At 72.5% G+C, this 18,994-nt stretch carries 17 protein-coding genes; 7 read left to right on the forward strand and 10 right to left on the reverse strand.

The genetic code is table 11. From position 1 onward, the window contains the following. Positions 1 to 16: 16 nt before the first annotated feature. The 3 genes from ACLJQF_RS15120 to ACLJQF_RS15130 all read right to left on the reverse strand — a co-directional run bounded on the left by ACLJQF_RS15120 (position 17) and on the right by ACLJQF_RS15130 (position 1,905). On the reverse strand, positions 17 to 775 hold the full coding sequence (locus ACLJQF_RS15120) for a glucose 1-dehydrogenase (RefSeq protein ID WP_410609196.1): 759 nt from the start codon (positions 773 to 775) through the stop codon (positions 17 to 19). Beyond that, positions 772 to 1,629, reverse strand: a complete 858-nt coding sequence (locus tag ACLJQF_RS15125; protein WP_410609197.1) for a 3-oxoacyl-ACP reductase — start codon at positions 1,627 to 1,629, stop codon at positions 772 to 774. Before ACLJQF_RS15125 ends, ACLJQF_RS15120 begins: the two co-directional genes overlap by 4 nt. 84 nt (positions 1,630 to 1,713) lie before the next feature. Beyond that, a complete protein-coding gene (locus ACLJQF_RS15130; protein ID WP_410609198.1) occupies positions 1,714 to 1,905 on the reverse strand; it encodes a ferredoxin in 192 nt (63 codons plus the stop codon). Between the two features lie 70 nt (positions 1,906 to 1,975). On the opposite strand from ACLJQF_RS15130, the gene ACLJQF_RS15135 reads away from it, so the two are divergent. Continuing rightward, positions 1,976 to 3,139, forward strand: a complete 1,164-nt coding sequence (locus ACLJQF_RS15135) for an acyl-CoA dehydrogenase family protein (protein ID WP_410609199.1) — start codon at positions 1,976 to 1,978, stop codon at positions 3,137 to 3,139. 8 nt (positions 3,140 to 3,147) lie between these two features. Next, positions 3,148 to 4,179: an acyl-CoA dehydrogenase family protein gene (locus ACLJQF_RS15140; protein WP_410609200.1), complete on the forward strand. Its 1,032-nt coding sequence runs from the start codon at positions 3,148 to 3,150 to the stop codon at positions 4,177 to 4,179. Positions 4,180 to 4,218: 39 nt separating this feature from the next. Here ACLJQF_RS15140 and ACLJQF_RS15145 read toward each other — a convergent pair whose 3' ends face one another. From ACLJQF_RS15145 to ACLJQF_RS15160, 4 genes are all read right to left on the reverse strand, one after another. Beyond that, positions 4,219 to 5,355 carry a serine hydrolase domain-containing protein gene (locus ACLJQF_RS15145; protein ID WP_410609201.1) on the reverse strand — a complete coding sequence of 379 codons (1,137 nt, stop codon included), beginning with the start codon at positions 5,353 to 5,355 and terminating at the stop codon, positions 4,219 to 4,221. Position 5,356: 1 nt separating this feature from the next. After that, the gene (locus tag ACLJQF_RS15150) at positions 5,357 to 8,038 is read right to left on the reverse strand and encodes a GNAT family N-acetyltransferase (protein ID WP_410609202.1); all 2,682 of its coding nucleotides are present in this window, start codon (positions 8,036 to 8,038) and stop codon (positions 5,357 to 5,359) included. A 2-nt stretch (positions 8,039 to 8,040) separates the two neighbouring features. After that, positions 8,041 to 9,210 (reverse strand): acetoin utilization protein AcuC, encoded by a 1,170-nt coding sequence (locus tag ACLJQF_RS15155; RefSeq protein ID WP_410609203.1) that lies wholly within the window; start codon positions 9,208 to 9,210, stop codon positions 8,041 to 8,043. Positions 9,211 to 9,490: 280 nt separating this feature from the next. Then, a complete protein-coding gene (locus tag ACLJQF_RS15160; protein WP_410609204.1) occupies positions 9,491 to 10,336 on the reverse strand; it encodes a sulfurtransferase in 846 nt (281 codons plus the stop codon). 213 nt (positions 10,337 to 10,549) lie between these two features. On the opposite strand from ACLJQF_RS15160, the gene ACLJQF_RS15165 reads away from it, so the two are divergent. The 3 genes from ACLJQF_RS15165 to galE all read left to right on the forward strand — a co-directional run bounded on the left by ACLJQF_RS15165 (position 10,550) and on the right by galE (position 13,527). Then, positions 10,550 to 11,266: a metal-dependent transcriptional regulator gene (locus ACLJQF_RS15165; protein WP_242547000.1), complete on the forward strand. Its 717-nt coding sequence runs from the start codon at positions 10,550 to 10,552 to the stop codon at positions 11,264 to 11,266. Continuing rightward, entirely contained in the window at positions 11,263 to 12,447 is a 1,185-nt protein-coding gene (gene galK / locus ACLJQF_RS15170) for a galactokinase (protein WP_410609205.1), read from the forward strand. Before ACLJQF_RS15165 ends, galK begins: the two co-directional genes overlap by 4 nt. Before the next feature lie 99 nt (positions 12,448 to 12,546). Next, positions 12,547 to 13,527, forward strand: coding sequence for a UDP-glucose 4-epimerase GalE (gene galE / locus ACLJQF_RS15175; protein ID WP_410609207.1), 981 nt, complete (start codon positions 12,547 to 12,549; stop codon positions 13,525 to 13,527). A gap of 125 nt (positions 13,528 to 13,652) precedes the next feature. On the opposite strand, the gene ACLJQF_RS15180 is transcribed toward galE, so the two are convergent. Beyond that, a complete protein-coding gene (locus ACLJQF_RS15180; protein WP_410609209.1) occupies positions 13,653 to 14,702 on the reverse strand; it encodes a DUF4192 domain-containing protein in 1,050 nt (349 codons plus the stop codon). A 194-nt stretch (positions 14,703 to 14,896) separates the two neighbouring features. Next, positions 14,897 to 15,751 (reverse strand): M23 family metallopeptidase, encoded by an 855-nt coding sequence (locus ACLJQF_RS15185; protein WP_410609212.1) that lies wholly within the window; start codon positions 15,749 to 15,751, stop codon positions 14,897 to 14,899. A 95-nt stretch (positions 15,752 to 15,846) separates the two neighbouring features. Between ACLJQF_RS15185 and ACLJQF_RS15190 the strand changes: the two genes are divergently transcribed. Next, positions 15,847 to 16,950, forward strand: coding sequence for a sensor histidine kinase (locus ACLJQF_RS15190; protein WP_410609214.1), 1,104 nt, complete (start codon positions 15,847 to 15,849; stop codon positions 16,948 to 16,950). Then, complete coding sequence (locus ACLJQF_RS15195) at positions 16,947 to 17,591, forward strand: response regulator (protein WP_410609216.1); 645 nt, start codon at positions 16,947 to 16,949, stop codon at positions 17,589 to 17,591. Before ACLJQF_RS15190 ends, ACLJQF_RS15195 begins: the two co-directional genes overlap by 4 nt. Before the next feature lie 4 nt (positions 17,592 to 17,595). Here ACLJQF_RS15195 and ACLJQF_RS15200 read toward each other — a convergent pair whose 3' ends face one another. Continuing rightward, entirely contained in the window at positions 17,596 to 18,993 is a 1,398-nt protein-coding gene (locus ACLJQF_RS15200; RefSeq protein ID WP_410609218.1) for an FAD-binding oxidoreductase, read from the reverse strand. Position 18,994 lies beyond the last annotated feature (1 nt).

Genomic DNA, 18,994 nt, shown 5'->3' on the forward strand with positions numbered 1-18,994 from the left:
TCGTTAGCGGTGTTCACTAAAAATTGAGAGCGTGCGTCGCCGTCGCCCCTCCGTCCGCGACGAACTCCGCGCCCGTGCAGTACGCGCTCTCGTCGCTGGCCAGGAACAACACCAGCTTGGCGATGTCTTCGGGCTGCCCGACCCGCCTCAGCGCAACCTTCTTCCCGACGTACGACATGTCGACTTTCTGGCCGCCCGCCGCGGTCTCGACCATCTTGGTGTCGATCGCGCCGGGGTGCACCGAGTTGACGCGGATGTGCTTCTTGCCGAGCTCCATCGCCGCGACCTTGGTCATGCCGCGGATCGCGAACTTGCTCGCGGTGTAGGCGACGAGGTAGGGCATCCCGGCCAGACCCTCCACAGAGGACACGTTGACGATGGAGCCACCGCCGGCGGCGGTCATGGGTTCAACGACCGAACGCATCCCGAGAAACGCCCCGATCTGGTTCACCCGGATCACGCGCTCGTAATCGGCCAGCGTCGTCTGCGCCAGCTCCGAGAAGTGGAGGATGCCCGCGTTGTTGACCAGCACGTTCGGTACACCGAACTCCGTGGTCGCGCGCTCCACCGCGGCGGCCCAGCCGTCTTCGTCGCCGACGTCGAGGTGCTGGTAGACGGCCTGCTCGCCGAGGTCGGCGGCCAGCTGCTTGCCCTCGTCGTCGAGGATGTCGGCGATCACCACGTGCGCGCCTTCGGCGACGAACGCGCGCGCGGCGGCCTCGCCCTGCCCGCGCGCGGCGCCGGTGATCAGGGCGATCTTCCCGTCCAGCCTCATGACTCTCCCAGGATCTCGGGGGCGGCGAACATCCGGCCCGGGTCGCGGCCGGCGAAATAGGTACTGAGGGACGTCTCGAGCTCGTCGAGCTTCCAGCGCTGCTCGATCCTCGGGGCTTCGACCAGGGCGACCGTGCCGCCGTGGACGACGAACACCTGGCCGTTGACGTGCTCGGCCGCCGGGGAGGCGAGGTAGGCCACGAAGGGGGCGACGTGCTCGACCGAGAGCGGATCGGCGCCCTCGGATGGAGCGGCCCCGAACACGCCCTCGGTCATCGCCGTCCGCGCGCGAGGGCAGATCGCGTTGGCGCGGACGCCGTACTTGGCCAGGCCGCGGGCGGCCGACATGGTGAGCGCGGTGATGCCCGCCTTGGCGGCGGCGTAGTTGGGCTGGCCGGGCGAGCCGAGGAGGAACGCCTCGGACGCGGTGTTGACCAGCCGGCCGTACACCGGCGCGCCGTCCGCTTTGGACTTGTCGCGCCAGTGCTTCGCGGCGTTGCGGGACAACAGGAAGTGGCCGCGCAGGTGGACGCGCAGCACGGTGTCCCAGTCGTCGTCGGACATCGAGAACAGCATCTTGTCGCGGAGCACGCCCGCGTTGTTCACCACGATGTCGAGCCCGCCGAGGTCGAGCGCGGCGCTCACCAGCGCGTCGGCCGTGGCCCGGTCGCCGACGTCGCCGGCGACCGCGACGGCCTTGCCGCCGGCCGCTTCGATCTCGGTGACGACGTCTTTCGGCTCGCCGATGTCGTTGACGACGACCGTGGCACCCTGGGCGGCGAGCGCGAGCGCTTCGGCCCGGCCCAGTCCCGCCGCAGCGCCCGTGACGATCGCCGTCCTGCCGGTCAAGCTCACCGCGGGACCTCCTCGTCGAGTCCTGGATCTCGGGCCTACAGTAGAATCTGTTCTCGTTCAGAGCAAGCCCAGCAGTGAACGGCGCTAACCGATGCTGAACAGCGCGTTCTTCGGGCAACCCTTGATCGCATCAGAAACGCGTTCTACCTCGTCTTCGGGCACCGCGCCGGGCCGGATGACGAGTTCCTCCTCGTCGTCCAGGTCGAAGATCTCCGGCGCGAACCCCACGCACACCGCGTTCGCCTCGCAGAGCGAACGGTCGACCCCGATCTCCATGCTTCCTCCGCCACGTGAGTCCTGGTACAACTAGAACAGGTTCTAGTGTAACGCCGGATCGGGGTGACGGGTGCGGATCGACTACACGCCGGAGCAGCAGGCCTTGGCGGCCGAGCTTCGGGAGTACTTCGCCGAACTGATGACGCCCGAACGGCGGGCGGGCCTCCGCTCCGGCGGCGGCGAGTACGGCGACGGCGTGGCGTACAAGGAGATCGTGCGGCAGCTGGGCAAGGACGGCTGGCTCGCGCTGGGCTGGCCGCCCGAGTACGGCGGGCAGGGCCGATCGATGCTCGACCAGCTGATCTTCACCGACGAAGCGGCCGTCGCCGGGGTCCCGGTCCCGTTCCTGACGGTGAACACCGTGGGCCCGACGATCATGCGCTACGGCACCGAAGAACAGAAGGCGTTCTACCTGCCGAAGATCGCCGCCGGCGAGCTGCACTTCTCGATCGGCTACTCCGAGCCGGAGGCCGGAACCGACCTGGCGTCGCTGCGGACGCGCGCCGAGCGCGACGGCGACGAGTACGTCGTCACCGGCCAGAAGATGTGGACGAGCCTGATCGAGTACGCCGACTACGTCTGGCTCGCGGTCCGGACCGACCCGGACGCGAAGAAGCACCGCGGGCTGTCGATGCTCATCGTGCCGACGTCCGCCGAGGGCTTTTCGTGGACCAAGGTGCACACCGTGGCCGGGGCGGGCACCAGCGCGACCTACTACGACGGCGTGCGCGTGCCGGTGTCGGCGCGCGTCGCCGAAGAGAACGCGGGCTGGCCGCTGATCACCAACCAGCTCAACCACGAGCGCGTCGCGCTGACGTCGTCCGCGCCGATCCGCAAGGCACTGGCGGACGTCCTGGAGTGGGCGAAGGAGACCGGCGCCATCGACCACGAGTGGGTGCGGCTGCACCTGGCGCGGGTGCACGCGGGCGCGGAGTACCTGAAGCTGCGGAACTGGCGGATCGCCTGGGCGGCCGCGGCCAGCAACCTCGGCCCGGCGGAGGCGTCGGCGACGAAGGTGTTCGGCACGGAGTTCGTGATCGAGGCCTACCGGCTGCTGATGGAGGTGCTGGGCGCGGCCGCCGTCGTCCGCGAAGGCTCGCCGGGGGCGCTGCTGGCCGGGCGGATCGAGCGGCTGCACCGGTCGGCGCTGATCCTCACCTTCGGCGGCGGCACCAACGAGATCCAGCGGGACATGATCGCCGCGACCGCCCTCGGCCTGCCCGTCACGCGCTAGGAGCCCCCATGGATTTCACCCCTTCCGAAGCGTCGGCCGACCTCGCCGCACTGACCCGGCGGCTGCTGGCCGACAAGGCCACCCACGACCCGCACGGCACCGGCGGCTTCGACCCGGTGGCGTGGACGGCGCTCGGCCAGGCGGGCGTGCTGGACGCGGCGCTGCCGTCATCCCTCGGCGGCGGCGGGTTCGGGCTGCTCGAGCAGTGCGCGGTGCTGACCGAGATCGGCCGGGCGGTGGCGGCGGTCCCCTATCTTTCGTCGATCACGATGGCGGCGTCGGCGCTGGCGGAGTTCGGCACGCCGGAGCTGGTGGACCGCTGGGTGCTGCCGGTGCTGCGCGGCGAGCGTGTGCTCGCGGTGGCACTGTCCGGGTTCACGGCTTCGGACGGCCGGGTGTCGGGTGCGCAGACGGCGGTGCCGTTCGGCGCGTTCGCACACGGGTTCCTGGTGGCGGCGGCCGGCGAGGTGTTCCTGGTCGACGCGGCGGCGCCGGGGGTCACGGTGCGGCCGCAGCAGACGGTCGACCACGCGGACGCCGGGCTGCTGGAGCTGTCCGGCGTGCCCGGGGTGTCGCTGGGCGACATCGGCGAGTGGCTGCGCCTGCGCGGGACGGTCGGGGTGTGCGCGCAGCAGCTCGGCGTGGTCGAGCGGGCGCTGGAGCTGACCGCGGCGTACGCGGCCGAGCGGAAGCAGTTCGGCCACGTGATCGGCGGGTTCCAGGCGGTCCGCCAGCGGCTGGCGGACGCGTACCTGGACGTCGAAGCGGTCCGCCTGACGACGCTGCAGGCGGCGTGGCAACTGACGGCGGACGTCCCGGCAGCCGAAGCGGTGGCGACGGCGAAGTTCTGGGCGGCGGAAGCGGGCCACCGGGTGGCCCACACGGCGGTGCACGTCCACGGCGGCGTCGGCATCGACGTGGACCACGTGGTGCACCGGTACTTCGCGGCGGCGAAGCGCTTGGAGTTCGAGCTCGGCCCGGCCACCCACCAGCTCCTCGCCCTCGGCGACCTCCTCGCCGGCGATGCCCGAAGTTCGTGAAGGCCACCTTGAGGAAGTACAAGTTCCTGAAGGTGGCCTTCACGAACTTGCGGCGTAGGTCCAGAACTCGCGCATCAGCGGGGTGGGGTCGGGACTGGTCAGCTCGACCTGGGTCAGCAGCACCGAAACCGTGCCCGTCGCCGGGACCAGGTGCAGGGCCGTTCCCGCGCCGCCGACCCAGCCGTAGCGGCCCGGGACCTCCCAGGGTTCCTTCGTGTCGACGTCCACCGATCCGCCGTAGCCCCAGCCCTGGCCGCGCAGGAACGGCCGGCCCGATGCCCGCTGGGCCGGCGTCAGGTGGTCGGTCGTCATCCGGCGGACCGACTCCGGCGTCAGCAGGCGGTGCCCGCCCGCGGTGCCTGCGTCGCGCACGAACTTCGCGAACGCCAGCAGGTCGTCGGCCGTCGAGACGAGCCCGCCGGCTCCGGACGGGAACGGCGGCGGCGCGCTCCACCGGCCCTCCGGCGAGTCGATCAGCCGCAGCCCGTCGTCGCCGCGGCGGTAGGCGCTGGTGAACCGCCCGAGCGCCGCCGTCGGCACGGCGAACCCCGTGTCGGCCATGCCGAGCGGCTCGAACAGCCGCTCCGCCAGGAACTCCGGCAGCGGACGGCCGGACACCCGCGCGATCAGCACGCCCTGCAGGTCCGAGCCCGTGCCGTACAGCCACTCCCGGCCGGGCTGGTGCAGCAGTGGCACCTGCGCCAGCGCCGCCAGCCACTCGTCCGGTCCCGGCGCGCGCGCCGACGCGGCCGGGTGGCCCAGGACCTGGAGCAGCAGGTCGACCGCGGGCAGCGCCATGTCGGCGGGGAGACCGTATCCGCAGCGGAAGGTGAGCAGGTCGGCCACCGTGATCGGGCGATCGGCCGGCACCACGTCGTCGACCGGGCCTGCGGGCGTCCGGACGACCACCGGAGCCGCCAGCTCCGGCAGCCACCGCGCGACCGGGTCGGCCAGGGCCAGCTCGCCGTCGTCGACGAGCAGCAAGGTCGCCGCCGCCACGATCGGCTTGGTGAGCGCCGCGACCCGGAACAGCGAGTCCCGCGCCATCGGCACGGTGCCCCCGGCGTCGGCCGAGCCGGCCGCGGCGGCTTCGACCTGCTCGCCGCGGGCCACGAGCGCCACCGCACCCGGCACGTCGCCGAGGTGGCGGGCCAGCAGTCCGGTCAGCGAGGCCACGTCAGTCCTGCGGGTTGATCGCACGCAGCCGGCGCGGGCCGGTGTCGGGCCGGGACGGCGGCGCCCCCAGCACCAGGCGGGCATTGGCGACGAAGGCACCGTCCGGCGAGGCCAGGATCGGGTCCAGCACCAGGGACCGCACCTCCGGGTTGTCCTCGGCCAGCGCGGCGACGCGCAGCACCATGTCCTGCAGCGCGGCGAGGTCGGCGGGCTCGTCGCCGCGGTAACCGGTGAGCAGCGGCGCCGTCCGCGGCTCGCGCAGGAGGGTCGCGGCGTCGACGTCGGTGAGCGGCACGGCCCGGTAGGCGCGGTCGCCGAGCAGCGTGCTGACCAGCCCGGACAGCCCGAACGACACGAGCGAGCCGAACGACGGGTCGTCCTGCAGCCCGATCACGCACGACAGGCCCTTGGGCGCCATCCGCTGGACGTAGACCTCCTCGTCGCCGGAGATCTCGCGCAACGTCTCGTAGGCCCTGCGCACCGAATCTTCGGACGCCAGGTCGAGCCGGACCCCGGCCAGATCGGGGCGGCCACGCAGCCGCTCGTCGACCGCCTTGAGCGTCACCGGGTAGCCGAGCTCGCCCGCCGCCGCGACCGCGTCGTCCACAGTGGACACGATGCGGAACGGCACCACGCCGATGCCGTAGCAGTCCAGCAGCCGCACCACGTCGGCGTCCGAAAGCAGCGTCGTCTTGCCGCTGTCGGCTTCGACGAGCTCGCGCACGATGCCCTGCGCCTGTTCGGTGTGGATCCCCGCGGGCCGCACCAGCGTGCCCTGCGGGCGTTGCCGCCACGCGGCGTACCGCACGACCCGGGCGAGGGCGTTCACCGCACGTTCGGGGCTCGGGTATGACGGGATCGAGCCGCGCGTGGGCACGCCGTCGCCCGTCAGCACCGCGAGTTCGTCCGGGACGCCTTCGGCGGCGAGGAACGTCGAGACGATCGGCTTCCGCTGCCCCAGCTCGACGACGGTTTCCCGCAGGGCGCGCGCGTACGCTGTCCCGGGGATCGCCACCGGCGGCGCGAACACGACGACCAGCGCGTCGGTCTCCGGCGAGGTGAGCGCCTCGCGGACCGCCTTCGCGAATTCTTCCGGCCCGGCCTGCGGGCCGACGTCCACCGGGTCCGAGGCCAGCCGCAGGCCCTGCATCCGGGCGGTGTCGGCGGCCAGCAGCCCGATCGCGCTGGAGTTGCCGACGATGCCGACCCGCGGGCCGGCGGGCAGCGGCTGGTGGGCGAACACGAGCGCGGTGTCGAACAGCTGCGCCAGCGACTCCACCCGCACGACACCGGCCTGCTCGAACAGCGCCTGGACGCTGGCCTCGTCGATTTCCGTCGACGTCGCCGCCAGCTGCGGCCGGACCGCGTGCCGCCCGGACTTGACCGCGACGATCGGCTTCGTCCGGGCGAGCCGCCGGGCCAGCCGCGCGAACTTGCGCGGGTTGCCGAAGGACTCGAGGTACAGGAGTACCAGGTCGGTGTCCGGATCGGTTTCCCAGTACTGGAGCAGGTCGTTGCCCGAGACGTCGGCACGGTTCCCGGCCGAAACGAACGTCGACAGGCCGAGACCGCGCGATTCGGCGTCGGCGAGGATCGCGGTGCCCAGCGCGCCGGACTGGCAGAAGAAACCGGTGCGCCCGCGGCCGGGCAGCCGCGGCGCGAGGGTGGCGTTCAGCCGGATCCCGGGCGCGGTGTTGAGCACGCCGAGCGCGTTCGGGCCGACCACGCGCATGCCGTGCGCCCGCGCCTCGCCGACGAGCCGCAGCTCGGCGTGCAGGCCGCGCGGCCCGGCTTCGGCGAACCCGCTGGACAGGATCAGCAGCGTCTTCACGCCCTTCGCCAGGCAAGCGTCCAAAACGGACTCGACGACTTCGGCGGGCACCGCGACGAGTGCCAGGTCGACCGGGTCCGGGATGTCCAGCACCGACGGGTACGCGCGGACCCCGCGGACCGCGCGGTGCTCCGCGTTGACCGGGTAGACGGTGCCGGTGAACGCGGCGGCCAGGAGGTTCACGAAGGCGACGTGCCCGACCTTGCCCGGCTCGGTGGAGGCGCCGATGACCGCGATCGAGGACGGGTGCAGCAGGTTGTGCACGCTGCGCGCCTCGGCCGCCTGCTCCCGCGAGCGCGCGACGGCGAGGGACTCCTCGGTCGGGTCGATGTCGAACTCCAGGTGCAGCACGCCTTCCTCGATCTCGCGGCGGACCTGGTAACCGGCGTCGCGGAAGACGCGCACCATGGCGGCGTTCTCGGCGAGCACCTCGGCGACGAACCGGCGCAGCCCGCATTCGGACGCGGCCGCGGCGAGGTGCTCCAGGAGGATCGAGCCGAGCCCGCGGCCCTGGTGGACGTCGCTGACGACGAAGGCGACCTCCGCCGACGGGCCGTGGTCGAGCCGCTCGTACCGGCCGACGGCCACGATGTCGTCGCCCAGGAACGCGGCGAACGCGACCCGGTCGTGGTGGTCCACCGTGGAGAACCGCTTGAGGTCCCTCTCAGGGATCCGCGGGTAGGCACCGAAGTAGCGGAAGTAGCGGGTGCGCTCGGAGAGCTTCGCGTGGAAGGCGACCAGGCCGTCGGCGTCGGTGGGCACGATCGGGCGAAGGTGGACGGTGCCGCCGTCGGACAGCACGACGTCGGCTTCCCAGTCGCGGGGGTAGTCGAAGGGATCCCGTCCGGTCATCGTCAGTCCCTGGGGTCGTCCGGATCGAGGCCGTACAGCGGGAAGACGGCGCGCCGGGTGTCCCGGACGGCGACGTCGACCGGGTCGTCCTCGCCGTCGCCCCATGGCTTGAACCCGGTGTCGCGATCGTCGGTCATGGTCTGCGGGAGCTCGGCGTGCGGCGCGGCCCGGCTCACCGTCGAGACCCAGCCGGGCGGCAGCGGCGTTGCCGGGTCGACGTCCCGGTCGAGGACGGTGGCGATCAGGTGCGTCCAGGATCGCGGGACGACCCGGATCAGCTGGTAGCCCCCGCCGCCGACGGCGATCCACTTGCCACCGGCGTAGGTCTCGGCGAGGTCGCGCAGGGTGGCGTAGATGGTGCGGTGGCCGTCGACGCTCAGCGAGAGGTCGGCCAGGGGATCCTCTTCGTGGGAGTCGACCCCGCACTGGGTGAACAGCAGCTGCGGTTCGAAGCCGGCGAGCAGGGACGGGACGACGGCGTGGAAGGCGCGCAGCCAGCCGGGGTCCCGCGTGCGCGGCGGCAGCGGGACGTTGACGGAGGTGCCGTCGGCCTTCCCACGGCCGGTCTCGGCGGAGTAGCCGGTGCCGGGCCAGAGCGTGAAGGGGTGCTGGTGCATCGAGATGGTGAGGACGCGGGGGTCGTCGTAGAAGGCGGCCTGGACGCCGTCGCCGTGGTGGACGTCGGTGTCGATGTAGGCGATGCGGTCGAAACCGTGGTCGAGCAGCCAGGAGATGGCCACGGCGCAGTCGTTGTAGACGCAGAAGCCGGCGGCCTGGTCACGCATCGCGTGGTGCAGCCCCCCGGCGATGTTGACGGCCCGGTTCGCTTCGCCTTCGGCGACCTTCCGCGCGGCGAGCAGCGTCGACCCGACGACGAGCGCGGAGGCGTCGTGCATGTCGGGGAAGACGGGGTTGTCGGAGGTGCCCAGCCCATGCCCGACATCCCACCCGACGAGCGGCGCATCCCGCACGGCGGCGAGGTATTCAGGAGCGTGGATCCGGAGCAGTTCGTCGTCCCCGGCGCCGGTGGGGACGAGCAGTTCGACGTCCTGAAGCACGCCGAGCTCGGTGGCCAGCCGGACGGTGAGCTCCAGCCGGACGGGATTGAAGGGGTGATCCCCACCCAGGTCATAACCGAGCAGAGCACGGTCCCAAACAACGGCCGGCGACATACCGCCCGACTCTAGTGCCGATCGGGTAAATCCGTGGACTGGAAAACCCCGGTCCGGTTGGCTCCGCCGGTGCCGGGACGCGGCTGGTTCCAGCGTCCCAAGGCGGCCTTGGTTGCGTCTGACGCACCGAAGGCCGCCTTGGGTGCGTGAGACGCACCGAAGGCCGCCTTGGGGCGCTTGGATCAGCGGGACGGCCGGAAACACGGTGGTCACGGGAGTCGGACCGGCCCGGCGCGGGGTGCGGGGCGCCGTTGGGGCCGCCGCCGGCGATGGGTCTCGGTCAGCCTGGCAGGGTGCCCGTTGCTGCCGGGCGCTGCGGGTCTCGGGACCAGTGGGACCACGAGCCCGCGTACAGGCCCGCTGCCGGGTGCCCGGCCAGCTCCAGGGCCAGGACCACCGAGCTGGCCGTCACGCCTGAGCCGCAGTAGGCGCCGACCGGCTCGCCCGGGCGGAGACCCAGGCTCGCGAACCTCTCCGCCAGCTCGGCCGGGCCTCGCCAGCGGCCGTCCGGGCCGAGGTGGGCCGCGAACGGGGCGTTCACCGCTCCCGGGATGTGGCCTGCCCGGGGGTCCACCGGCTCCGTCTCGCCCGCGTACCGCGGGGTGGCCCGGGCGTCGAGGAGCAGGCCGTCGCGGGCCAGGGCTGCCGCTTCGTCCGCGTCCAGGACCGGCATGCCTCCCGGGCGGACCGTGAGGTCGCCCGGCTCCGGGTGCGCCTCTTCCGTGCTGACCGGGTTCCCCTCGGCCGTCCACGCCGCGTAACCGCCGTCGAGGACCGCCACCTCTTCGTGGCCCGCCCAGCGCAGGAGCCACCAGGCCCTGGCCGCCACCGAGCCGTCCGCGTCGTCGTAGGCCACCACCGGGGTGCCCTCCCGTACGCCGGCCGCGCGCAGGTCGCGCTGCAGGTCGGCCGGGTCGGGCAGGGGGTGCCGGCCGCCTTCACCCGGCTTGCCCGCGAGGACGCTGTCGAGGTCGGTGAACACCGCTCCGGGCACGTGACCCTCGCGGTAGGAGTCGGCGCCGGGCGGGCCGGCGAGCCGCCAGCGGACGTCGAGGACCACGGGACGGTCCCCGGCCGGGCCGGCCAGCGCGGCGGCGAGGTCGGTGGTGCTGATCAGCGGACGCATGCCTCCCATCTTCCAGCGGCCGCCCACCCGGCCGCGCCGGGGTGCGGACATATCCCCCACCGGCGAGTTGTCACCGATCCGGCCGAAAGCAGGCCGTCCCCGCTCGGCGCGTGACCATCGCCGCGAAGTCTTCGGCCGTGACTGTGGTCGGATCGGTAACCATCGGTGCTGTACCCCCGAGGCCCGCCGCCGCTGCCCGGGTCAACGACTACGATGAGCAACGCGGACGAAGGGGACAGCGTGAACGATCTCATCGACACCACCGAGATGTACTTGCGTACCATCTACGAGCTCGAAGAAGAAGGTGTCGTTCCGCTGCGCGCCCGCATCGCCGAGCGCCTGCAGCAGAGCGGCCCGACCGTGAGCCAGACCGTCGCCCGGATGGAGCGTGACGGGCTGGTCGTGGTCGCCGACGACCGGCATCTGCAGCTGACCGACCACGGCCGGGAACTGGCCATCGCCGTCATGCGCAAGCACCGCCTCGCCGAACGCCTCCTCGTCGACGTGATCGGGCTCGAGTGGGAGCACGTGCACAACGAGGCGTGCCGGTGGGAGCACGTGATGAGCGAGGCCGTCGAGCGCAAGCTGGTCAAGCTGCTCGACCACCCGACCACGTCCCCGTACGGCAACCCGATCCCCGGCCTCGACAAGCTGGGCGACGGCGAACCCGCGCCGCCCGCGGAGGCCGACCTGGTCCGGCTCGACGAGTTCGCCCGCACCGGTGGCGGCCGGGTCGAGATCCGGCGCATCGCCGAGCACGTCCAGCTGGACGAGTCGCTGATGACCGAACTCAAGTCCGTCGGCATCGTGCCGGGCGGCACGGTCACCGTCGGCAAGGCCAACGGCGCCACTATCGAGGTCACCGGCGGGGACACCACCGCCCAGGTCGCCAGCTCCGCGCTGCACGCCGTCCTGGCGCAGGCTCGATGAGCCCCGCTTCGGAGGCCGTGGCGGCGTTCCGCACGGTCCACGGCACCGCCCCGGCCGGCGTCTGGTCGGCGCCCGGCCGCGTCAACCTCATCGGCGAGCACACCGACTACAACGACGGCTTCGTGCTGCCGTTCGCCCTGCCGCACCGGCTGGCCGTGGCGGCGTCGCCCCGTGAGGACGGCGTCCTGTCCGTCGCCACCCTGGGCGACGACGGCCAGCTCCAGCGCTCCGGCGACCTCAAGATCACCGACCTGGCTCCGGGCTCGGTCGGAGGGTGGGCCGCGTACCCGGCGGGCGTCGCCTGGGTGCTGCGCGACCAGGGCTTCGCGAACGGCGCCGACCTGGTGATCGCCGGGGACGTGCCGTCGGGGGCGGGTCTGTCCTCCTCCCACGCGCTCGAATGCGCGGTGTCGCTGGCGCTGCTGGGGCTGGCCGGTCTGGAGCTGGACGGCAGCCGTGCCGACGTCCCGACGCGGCCCGAGGTCGCGCGGTGGGTGCAACGGTCGGAGAACGACTTCGTCGGCGCCCCCACCGGACTGCTCGACCAGACGGCGTCCCTCTGCTGCACCGAATCCCACGTGCTGTTCCTCGACGTGCGGTCGGGCGAGCAGGAGCAGGTGCCGTTCGGCCTCGCCGAGGCCGGGCTGCAGGTGCTGATCATGGACACCCGCACCAAGCACTCGCACGCCGAGGGCGGGTACGGCGAGCGCCGCCGCGGCACCGAACGGGCGGCCGAGCTGCTCGGGGTGAAGGCGCTGCGCGACATCACCGTCGAAGGTCTCTCCGCCGCCCTCGACCGGCTGCCGGAGGACCTGGTGCCGCTGGTGCGGCACGTCGTCACCGAAAACGAGCGGGTGCTCGAGACGGTCGCGCTGCTGCGCGCCGGGCGGCTGGCCGACATCGGGCCGTACCTGGACGCCTCGCACGTCAGCATGCGCGACGACTACCGGATCTCCACGGCCGAGCTGGACCTCGCGGTCGACGCGGCCAGGGCGGCCGGTGCCCTCGGCTCGCGGATGACCGGCGGCGGCTTCGGCGGCTCGGCGATCGCGCTGGTCCGCGACGCCGATCTGGAGCGGGTCAAGGAGGCCGTCGAGGCGGCCTACGAAAAGGCCGGCTACCGGCGGCCGCGGATGTTCACGGCGGTGCCCTCCCGCGGCGCCGGCCGCGACGAGCTCTGACGCCGCGCGGGTCCGCCCGGGGCAACCCCCGGCCGGACCCGCGCGTCGGCAAGGGGGAAGACTGTGGGACACAGTCACCCTCGGCAGGAAGGCCTGGATGTGTCGGAGCAGAGCAACGCCCTGAAGCTGGTCGTGACGGGCGGAGCCGGGTACGTCGGAAGTGTCTGCGCCGCCCGGCTGGTCGAAGCCGGGCACCAGGTCACCATCGTCGACGACCTGTCCACCGGGCACGCCGACGCCGTCCACCCGGACGCGCGGTTCATCGAAGGCGACGCCGCCGAGGTGGCGGGCAGCCTGCTGCGCGAGGGCTTCGACGGCGTGCTGCACTTCGCGGCCAAGTCGCTGGTCGGCGAGTCGATGTCGGAGCCGGCGAAGTACTGGGAAGGCAACGTCGTCACCTCCCTGCGGCTGCTCGAGGCCATGCAGGAGCACGGCACGCCCCGCCTGGTGTTCTCCTCGACGGCGGCGACCTACGGCGAGCCGGAGCAGTCGCCGATCCCGGAGACGGCGCCGACCCGGCCGACCAACACCTACGGTGCCACGAAGCTCGCCATCGACGCCGCGATCACCAGCTTCGCCGTCGCGCACGGCCTGGCGGCGGTGAGCCTGCGCTACTTCAACGTCGCGGGTGCGTACGGCACCTTCGGCGAGCGCCACACCACGGAAACCCATCTCATTCCTCTCGTTCTCCAGGTCGCCACGGGCGACCGCGAGCGCATCCAGATCTTCGGCGACGACTACCCGACGCCGGACCACACGGCGGTGCGCGACTACATCCACGTCGTGGACCTCGCGGACGCGCACCTGCTGGCGCTGAAGCACGCCACCGCGGGCGAGCACCGCATCTACAACCTGGGCAACGGCACCGGGTTCTCCGTTCTCGAGGTGATCGAGGCCTGCCGCGAGGTGACCGGCCACCCGGTGCCGGCGGCGGTGGCTCCGCGCCGGGCGGGCGACCCGTCGGTGCTCGTGGCGGCCAGCGACCGGGCGCGCGAAGAACTGGGCTGGAAGCCGGAGCGGACCGAGCTGGCCGGGATCGTGCGGGACGCCTGGGAGTTCACCCAGTCCCGGCGGGGCTGACGCTGCGCTGATCGGCGGCGGCCGGCGGGCTGGGCTTTGCCCTGGCGCGCCGGGGCCGCCGGGCCTCGGCAGACTCGAAGCCAGGAGTCCACAGAGGACACCAGGCCCGGGCGCGGCCAGGGTCCTCAGGCCGCTTGACCCACATCGAAATCCGCGGGTTCCAGACCGAAGCCGACGAGTGGACCGGCCGCCGCTGCCGCCAAGCCGCGGATCACCTCCGGAGGCGTTCCGCTGTCCAGCACCTGCCTCAACAGCGACGCCAGCACGTGATCCGGTGCCGCCTCCAGGGCGTTGTCCAGAGCCATGCCCGCGAATGCTCCGTCGCCGCGGAGGTAGGCCGTAAAGCCCAACAGGGCCGCTGGTTCCGCCCGGTGCGGGGGTGGGAGCTCGCGGACCAGCGTCAGCCAGAGGTGCTCGGCCTCCCTGGCCCGCGCGGTGGCCGGGGGTACCGCCATCGCCAGGCACAGGTCGCGGATGTCGGGCAGCTTCAACGCGTTTGCCAGCAGGACCGCTTCCTCGTCCGTCGGCGGCCCTTCATCCCGGCGTTGGCGGACGAACGCCGCACTGACCACCGACGCCGCGTCGTCGACGCGTGTTGCCTCCGGCCAGGGTGGGGATGTCAAGCGGGACAAGTGATCCGCGCGGCGGGCGAGTGCCTCCGGTGACCGAGGGGCCAGCAGTGCTTCCAGCTCCTCGCGGCTGTCGAACGCCACCGTTCCGCTCTCCGTCGCGGCCGCCGCCACGATCGTGGCACGAGGGTCCGGCAATGCGCCTGCGCAGTCTTCGATGCGGTAGCACGCCCAGGGGGCGCCTTCCTTGATCGTGGGCGTCCACAGGGCGTGCAGCACCGGGAGCCCGACCTCCTCCAGCTCACGCGCCAGGTCGGCGACGAAACCCGCGTGCGGCGGCGGCTTTTCCGGTCTTCGCCGCCCGCCGACGATCACCAGGGTGACGCCGACGTGGCCGCCCGCGGCGAACCGGCGGGACATCGCCCGCGCTTGGCAGGCCCGGTGTTCGCGGCGCGGGAGGTCGCCGCGCAGCACCAGGCCCGGGCTGTCACCCGGGTACTGGTGGCCGAGCAGGACTACGGACTTCGCGGGCCGGAAGCCGATCAGGTACGGGAGCGCGGCCAGCAGCTGCGCCGGGTTGCGGAGGTCGGGCGTGGTTGTGGTCATGCCTCCACAGTGGGGCAGGACGGGCCGGGATGGGGCGCCGGGCCGAAATCTGTGGATGGCCGGGACCGATGTGGACGGAAACCGCCCGGCGGCGGCCGGGCGGGCGGTTCCTGTCGGTGGGGCGGGCTATGCTGCCCGGCCCCACCGGCCGAACGCTGATCACCTTGCGGCGATCTTCGCGGATTTCACAGGGGTCAGCTGCAGTGCTCGAACCCGCTCTCGTAGGTGTTGCTGCCCACCGAGCCACCCCACTTCACGCAGGTCGAGTCGGCGGTCTTCTTGACCGGCCCGGCGTAGTAGGTGAAGCTGCCGGAATCGGTCACCCGGGCCGCACCCTCGACCTCGAGGAACGCCGAGACGTCGCTGGCCGTGCCGAGCGAGGTGGCCTTCATCGTGGTCACGCAGTTCGCCTTGGTGGAAGCGTTGTACAGCAGGTAAGCCGTGCCCGACCCGTTGGCCAGCGCCTGCTGGTCCACGACGGAGAAGTCGTCGCCGCACACCTCTTCGGCCGAGTACGGGTTGCCGCCGCAGCCGTTCTTGCTCGTGAAGTTGGTGTGTGCGTAGTACGGCACCGCGACACCGTTCAGCTTCGCCTTCTGCACCGCGCCGTTGAGGATCTCCTCGAAGTGCAGGTGCGGCCCGGTGACGCCACCGGTCGCCCCGGCCTTGCCGATCTCCTTGCCACCGGCCACGGACGCGCCGACGGACACTTCCTGCACCGACAGGTGCGCGTACCGGGTCTTCCAGCCGCCACCGTGGTCGACCTCGATCCACTTGCCGTAACTGGTGGCACCCTTGTCCTCCACCCGGGTGACGGTGCCGGACGCCGCGGCGAGCACCGGCATGCCCGTGATGCCCGACTTCTGGAAGTCGACGGAGTATTCGGGACTGTGGCCGCTGAACGTCGCCGCGTCCACGGTGACCCCGCACTTGAAGGGCACCTGGAAGTTGGGCGCGGCCGAGGCCGTCGCCTGACCGGCGAGCGTGAGGCCGAGCGCGGGGAGCGCCGCGGCGGCGGCGAGCAGGGCGAGCCGTCGCAACCTGGACATGGGGGAACCTCCTGACAAACGGGACAACTTGACTCCACGAAGGGAAGTCCCCGCCGGTACATTTTCCGTACAAGCACCCGCGGAGGACTGCCGGAATGACGACCAGACGGCCCCAGGCGCAGGACTGGCTGCGCTGCGCACTCGTCGCGGGGCCGATGTTCGCCGCGATGCCCCGCGCGAACACCCTCGCCTGGATCCTGATCGGGGTCACCCTGGCCCTGTCGATCCCGGTCCTGTGGCTCCACGACGCCGCCGCGCACCGGTGGGCGCCGACCGTGGCGATCACCGTGATCGCCGCCGCGGCCACGCTCCTGGCGGTCGTGCCGAACAGCTGGGCGTCGGTGACGATGTTCGGCACCACCTTCTTCGTCGTCCTCAAGCAGCGGACCGGCCCGATCGTGCTGGCCGTCGTGATCGACGTGGCCGCGATCACCTGCTGGGCCGTCCTGCACGGCACCTGGCAGGGCGCACTGCCCACGTACGCGGTCGTCGTCGTGATCGTGCTGCTCGGCCTGAACCGGCGGGCCCGCCTCGCCCGCATCGAGCAGACCGAGCTGGCGCTGGCCCGCGCGCAGACCGCGAACGAGGAGCACGCCCGCGCGGCCGCCCTCGCCGAACGCGCCCGCATCGCCCGCGAGCTGCACGACGTCCTGGCGCACTCGCTCGCCGGGCTTTCGCTGAACCTGCAGGGCGCCCGGCTGATGCTGGTGCGCGACGGGGCGAGCCCGGACGCCGTCGCGCAGATCGAACGGGCCCAGAAGCTGGCGTCGGACGGCCTGGCCGAGGCCCGGAAGGCGGTGGCCGCGCTGCGCGAGGACGCCGTTCCGGTCGAACGCGCGATCGCCGATCTGCTCGCCGCGTACCGGCTCGACAGCGGCGCCCGCGCCGATCTCCGGATCGAGGGCGAGCCGCGCGAACTGGACCCGACGGTCGGCACCGCGCTGGTCCGCGCGGTGCAGGAGGCGCTGGCCAACACCCGCAAGCACGCGCCACAGGCCGAAGTGGACGTCACGCTCGACTACGCCGACGGGTCGGTGGAGCTCACCGTGGCCGACCGGCAGGGCCGGCGTCCGCCGGACGCGCCGGCAGCAGGCTACGGTTTGCGCGGGATGGGCGAACGGGTCGCGCTGCTCGACGGGCGACTGGAAAGTGGGCCGGGGGAGAACGGATGGCGGATTCACCTGACGGTGCCAGCATGACGCTGCGCGTGGTGCTGGCCGACGACCAGGCGGTGGTCCGGGAAGGCCTGGTCACGCTGCTCGGGCTGCTGCCCGGGGTCGAGGTGGTCGGCGCCGCGGCCGACGGCCTGGCCGCGCTCGAGCTCGTCGCCGAACACCACCCCGACGTCGTGCTGGTGGACCTGCGGATGCCGCGCTGCGACGGTGTGGAGACCACCGAGCGCATCCGCGCCCGGCACCCGGACACCGAGGTCGTCGTGCTGACCACGTATGCCGACGACGAGTCGCTGCTGGCCGCGCTGCGGGCCGGCGCCCGCGGGTTCCTCACCAAGGACGCCGACGCCGAGTCCATCGCGCGGGCGCTGCGCTCGGCCGCCGCCGGGCAGTCCACAGTGGACGGGGAGCTGCAGCGGCGGCTCGTCGAAGCCGCCGCCCGCAGCAGCACCCCGGCGCGCGTCAAGGAGATCGAAGGCCTGACCGCCCGCGAGATCGAGGTGCTGCGGCTGATCGCGGCGGGCCTGTCGAACATCGAAATCGCGCGCACCCTGGTGGTCAGCGAGGCGACCGTGAAGACCCACGTGAACCACCTGTTCGCCAAGGCCGGGCTGCGTGACCGCGCGCAGGCGGTCGCGTTCGCCTACCGGGCGGGCATCGCCGGCTGACCCGTCACGGCGCGGGCGGGATGTTCGCGTTGTGGTGGAACAAGTTCCGCGGGTCGTAGGCCGCCTTGATCCGCGCCAGCCGCGCGTACTTATCCGGGCCGTACGACGTCCGGACGCGGTCGGCTTCGTACTCGGCCATGAAGTTCACGTAGCCCGCCGAGTTGGACGAGACCGGCACCAGCGCTTCCCAGAACTCGCGCACCCACGCGCGGTCCACGGCGTACGGCTCCGGCTCGGTCGCGAGCGAGTCGATGTTGATCAGGATGCTCTCGCGACGCGGGCCGCCGAACGCCGTCGCGTCGTCGGCGACCTCCGTGAAGGCGCCCCGCATCGCGAAGATCGGCATGATCGACAACGGGGACGTCTTGCGCGGCAGGAAGTCCGCGATCACCTCGATGACCTCGTCGGTGAAGCCGTCGGCGTAGGCGGCCTTCTCGTAGGCGAGGATGCCCCACGGCGCGGCGCCGTCGAGCATCCGCTGCAGCTCGACGTACGGGATCGGCGAGACGAACTCGAACAGCGGCGCCGGCCCGGACCGCGCCGCCCGGACCGCCTCGGCGTGCTGCTCCTCCCCGTCGAAACCGGCGATCAGCACGGCGTAGCCCGGCTGGAACTGGAACAGCTCCGGGACGAACGGCGCGGGCGGCGCGTTGAGCCCGGCCACGAGCACCCCCAGTTCGCCCGGCAACGTCCGGAGCAGCTCGCGAGCGTGACGCAACGCGGCCACGCCGTCGTCGAGGCCGTAGAAGAACAGTCCCAGGTGGACGATCGGGCCGATCGGGTGCAGCCGGAACTCGAACTCGGTGACGACGCCGAAGTTGCCGCCACCCCCGCGCAGCGCCCAGAACAGGTCGGGGTGCTCCCCGGCGGACACGCGCAGGATCTCGCCGTCGGCCGTGACCAGTTCGACCGAGCGCAGGTTGTCGCACGACATCCCGTGCTTGCCGGTGAGCCAGCCGAAGCCGCCGCCGAGGGTCAGCCCGCCGACGCCGGTGTGGCTGATCGTGCCGCCCGGTACCGCGAGCGCGTGCTCCTGCGTGGCCGCGTCGAGCTGCGCCCACGTCGCCCCGCCGCCGCAGCGGACGGTCCGGCCGTCCGGGTCGACGCTGATCGCGTCGAGCGAGCTCAGGTCGAGGCAGAGCCCGCCGTCGACGACCGCGGCGCCCCCGTAGTTGTGCCCGCCTCCCCGCACCGAGACCTCGAGGCCGGCTTCACGCGCGTACGCGAGCGCCGTGGCCACGTCGGCGGGCCCGGCGGGCCGCACCACCACCGCGGGGCGGCGGTCGATCTCCCCGTTCCAGACCGACCGGGCGACGTCATAGCCCGGTTCGCCGTCGGTCAGCACGGCTCCGGACAGCTGGGTGCGCAGGCTCTCCAAGGTGGGCTCGGCGGTCGAGGTCATG

Origin of the sequence: Amycolatopsis sp. lyj-109, assembly GCF_046548995.1 — a bacterium.
Classification (GTDB): Bacteria; Actinomycetota; Actinomycetes; order Mycobacteriales; family Pseudonocardiaceae; genus Amycolatopsis.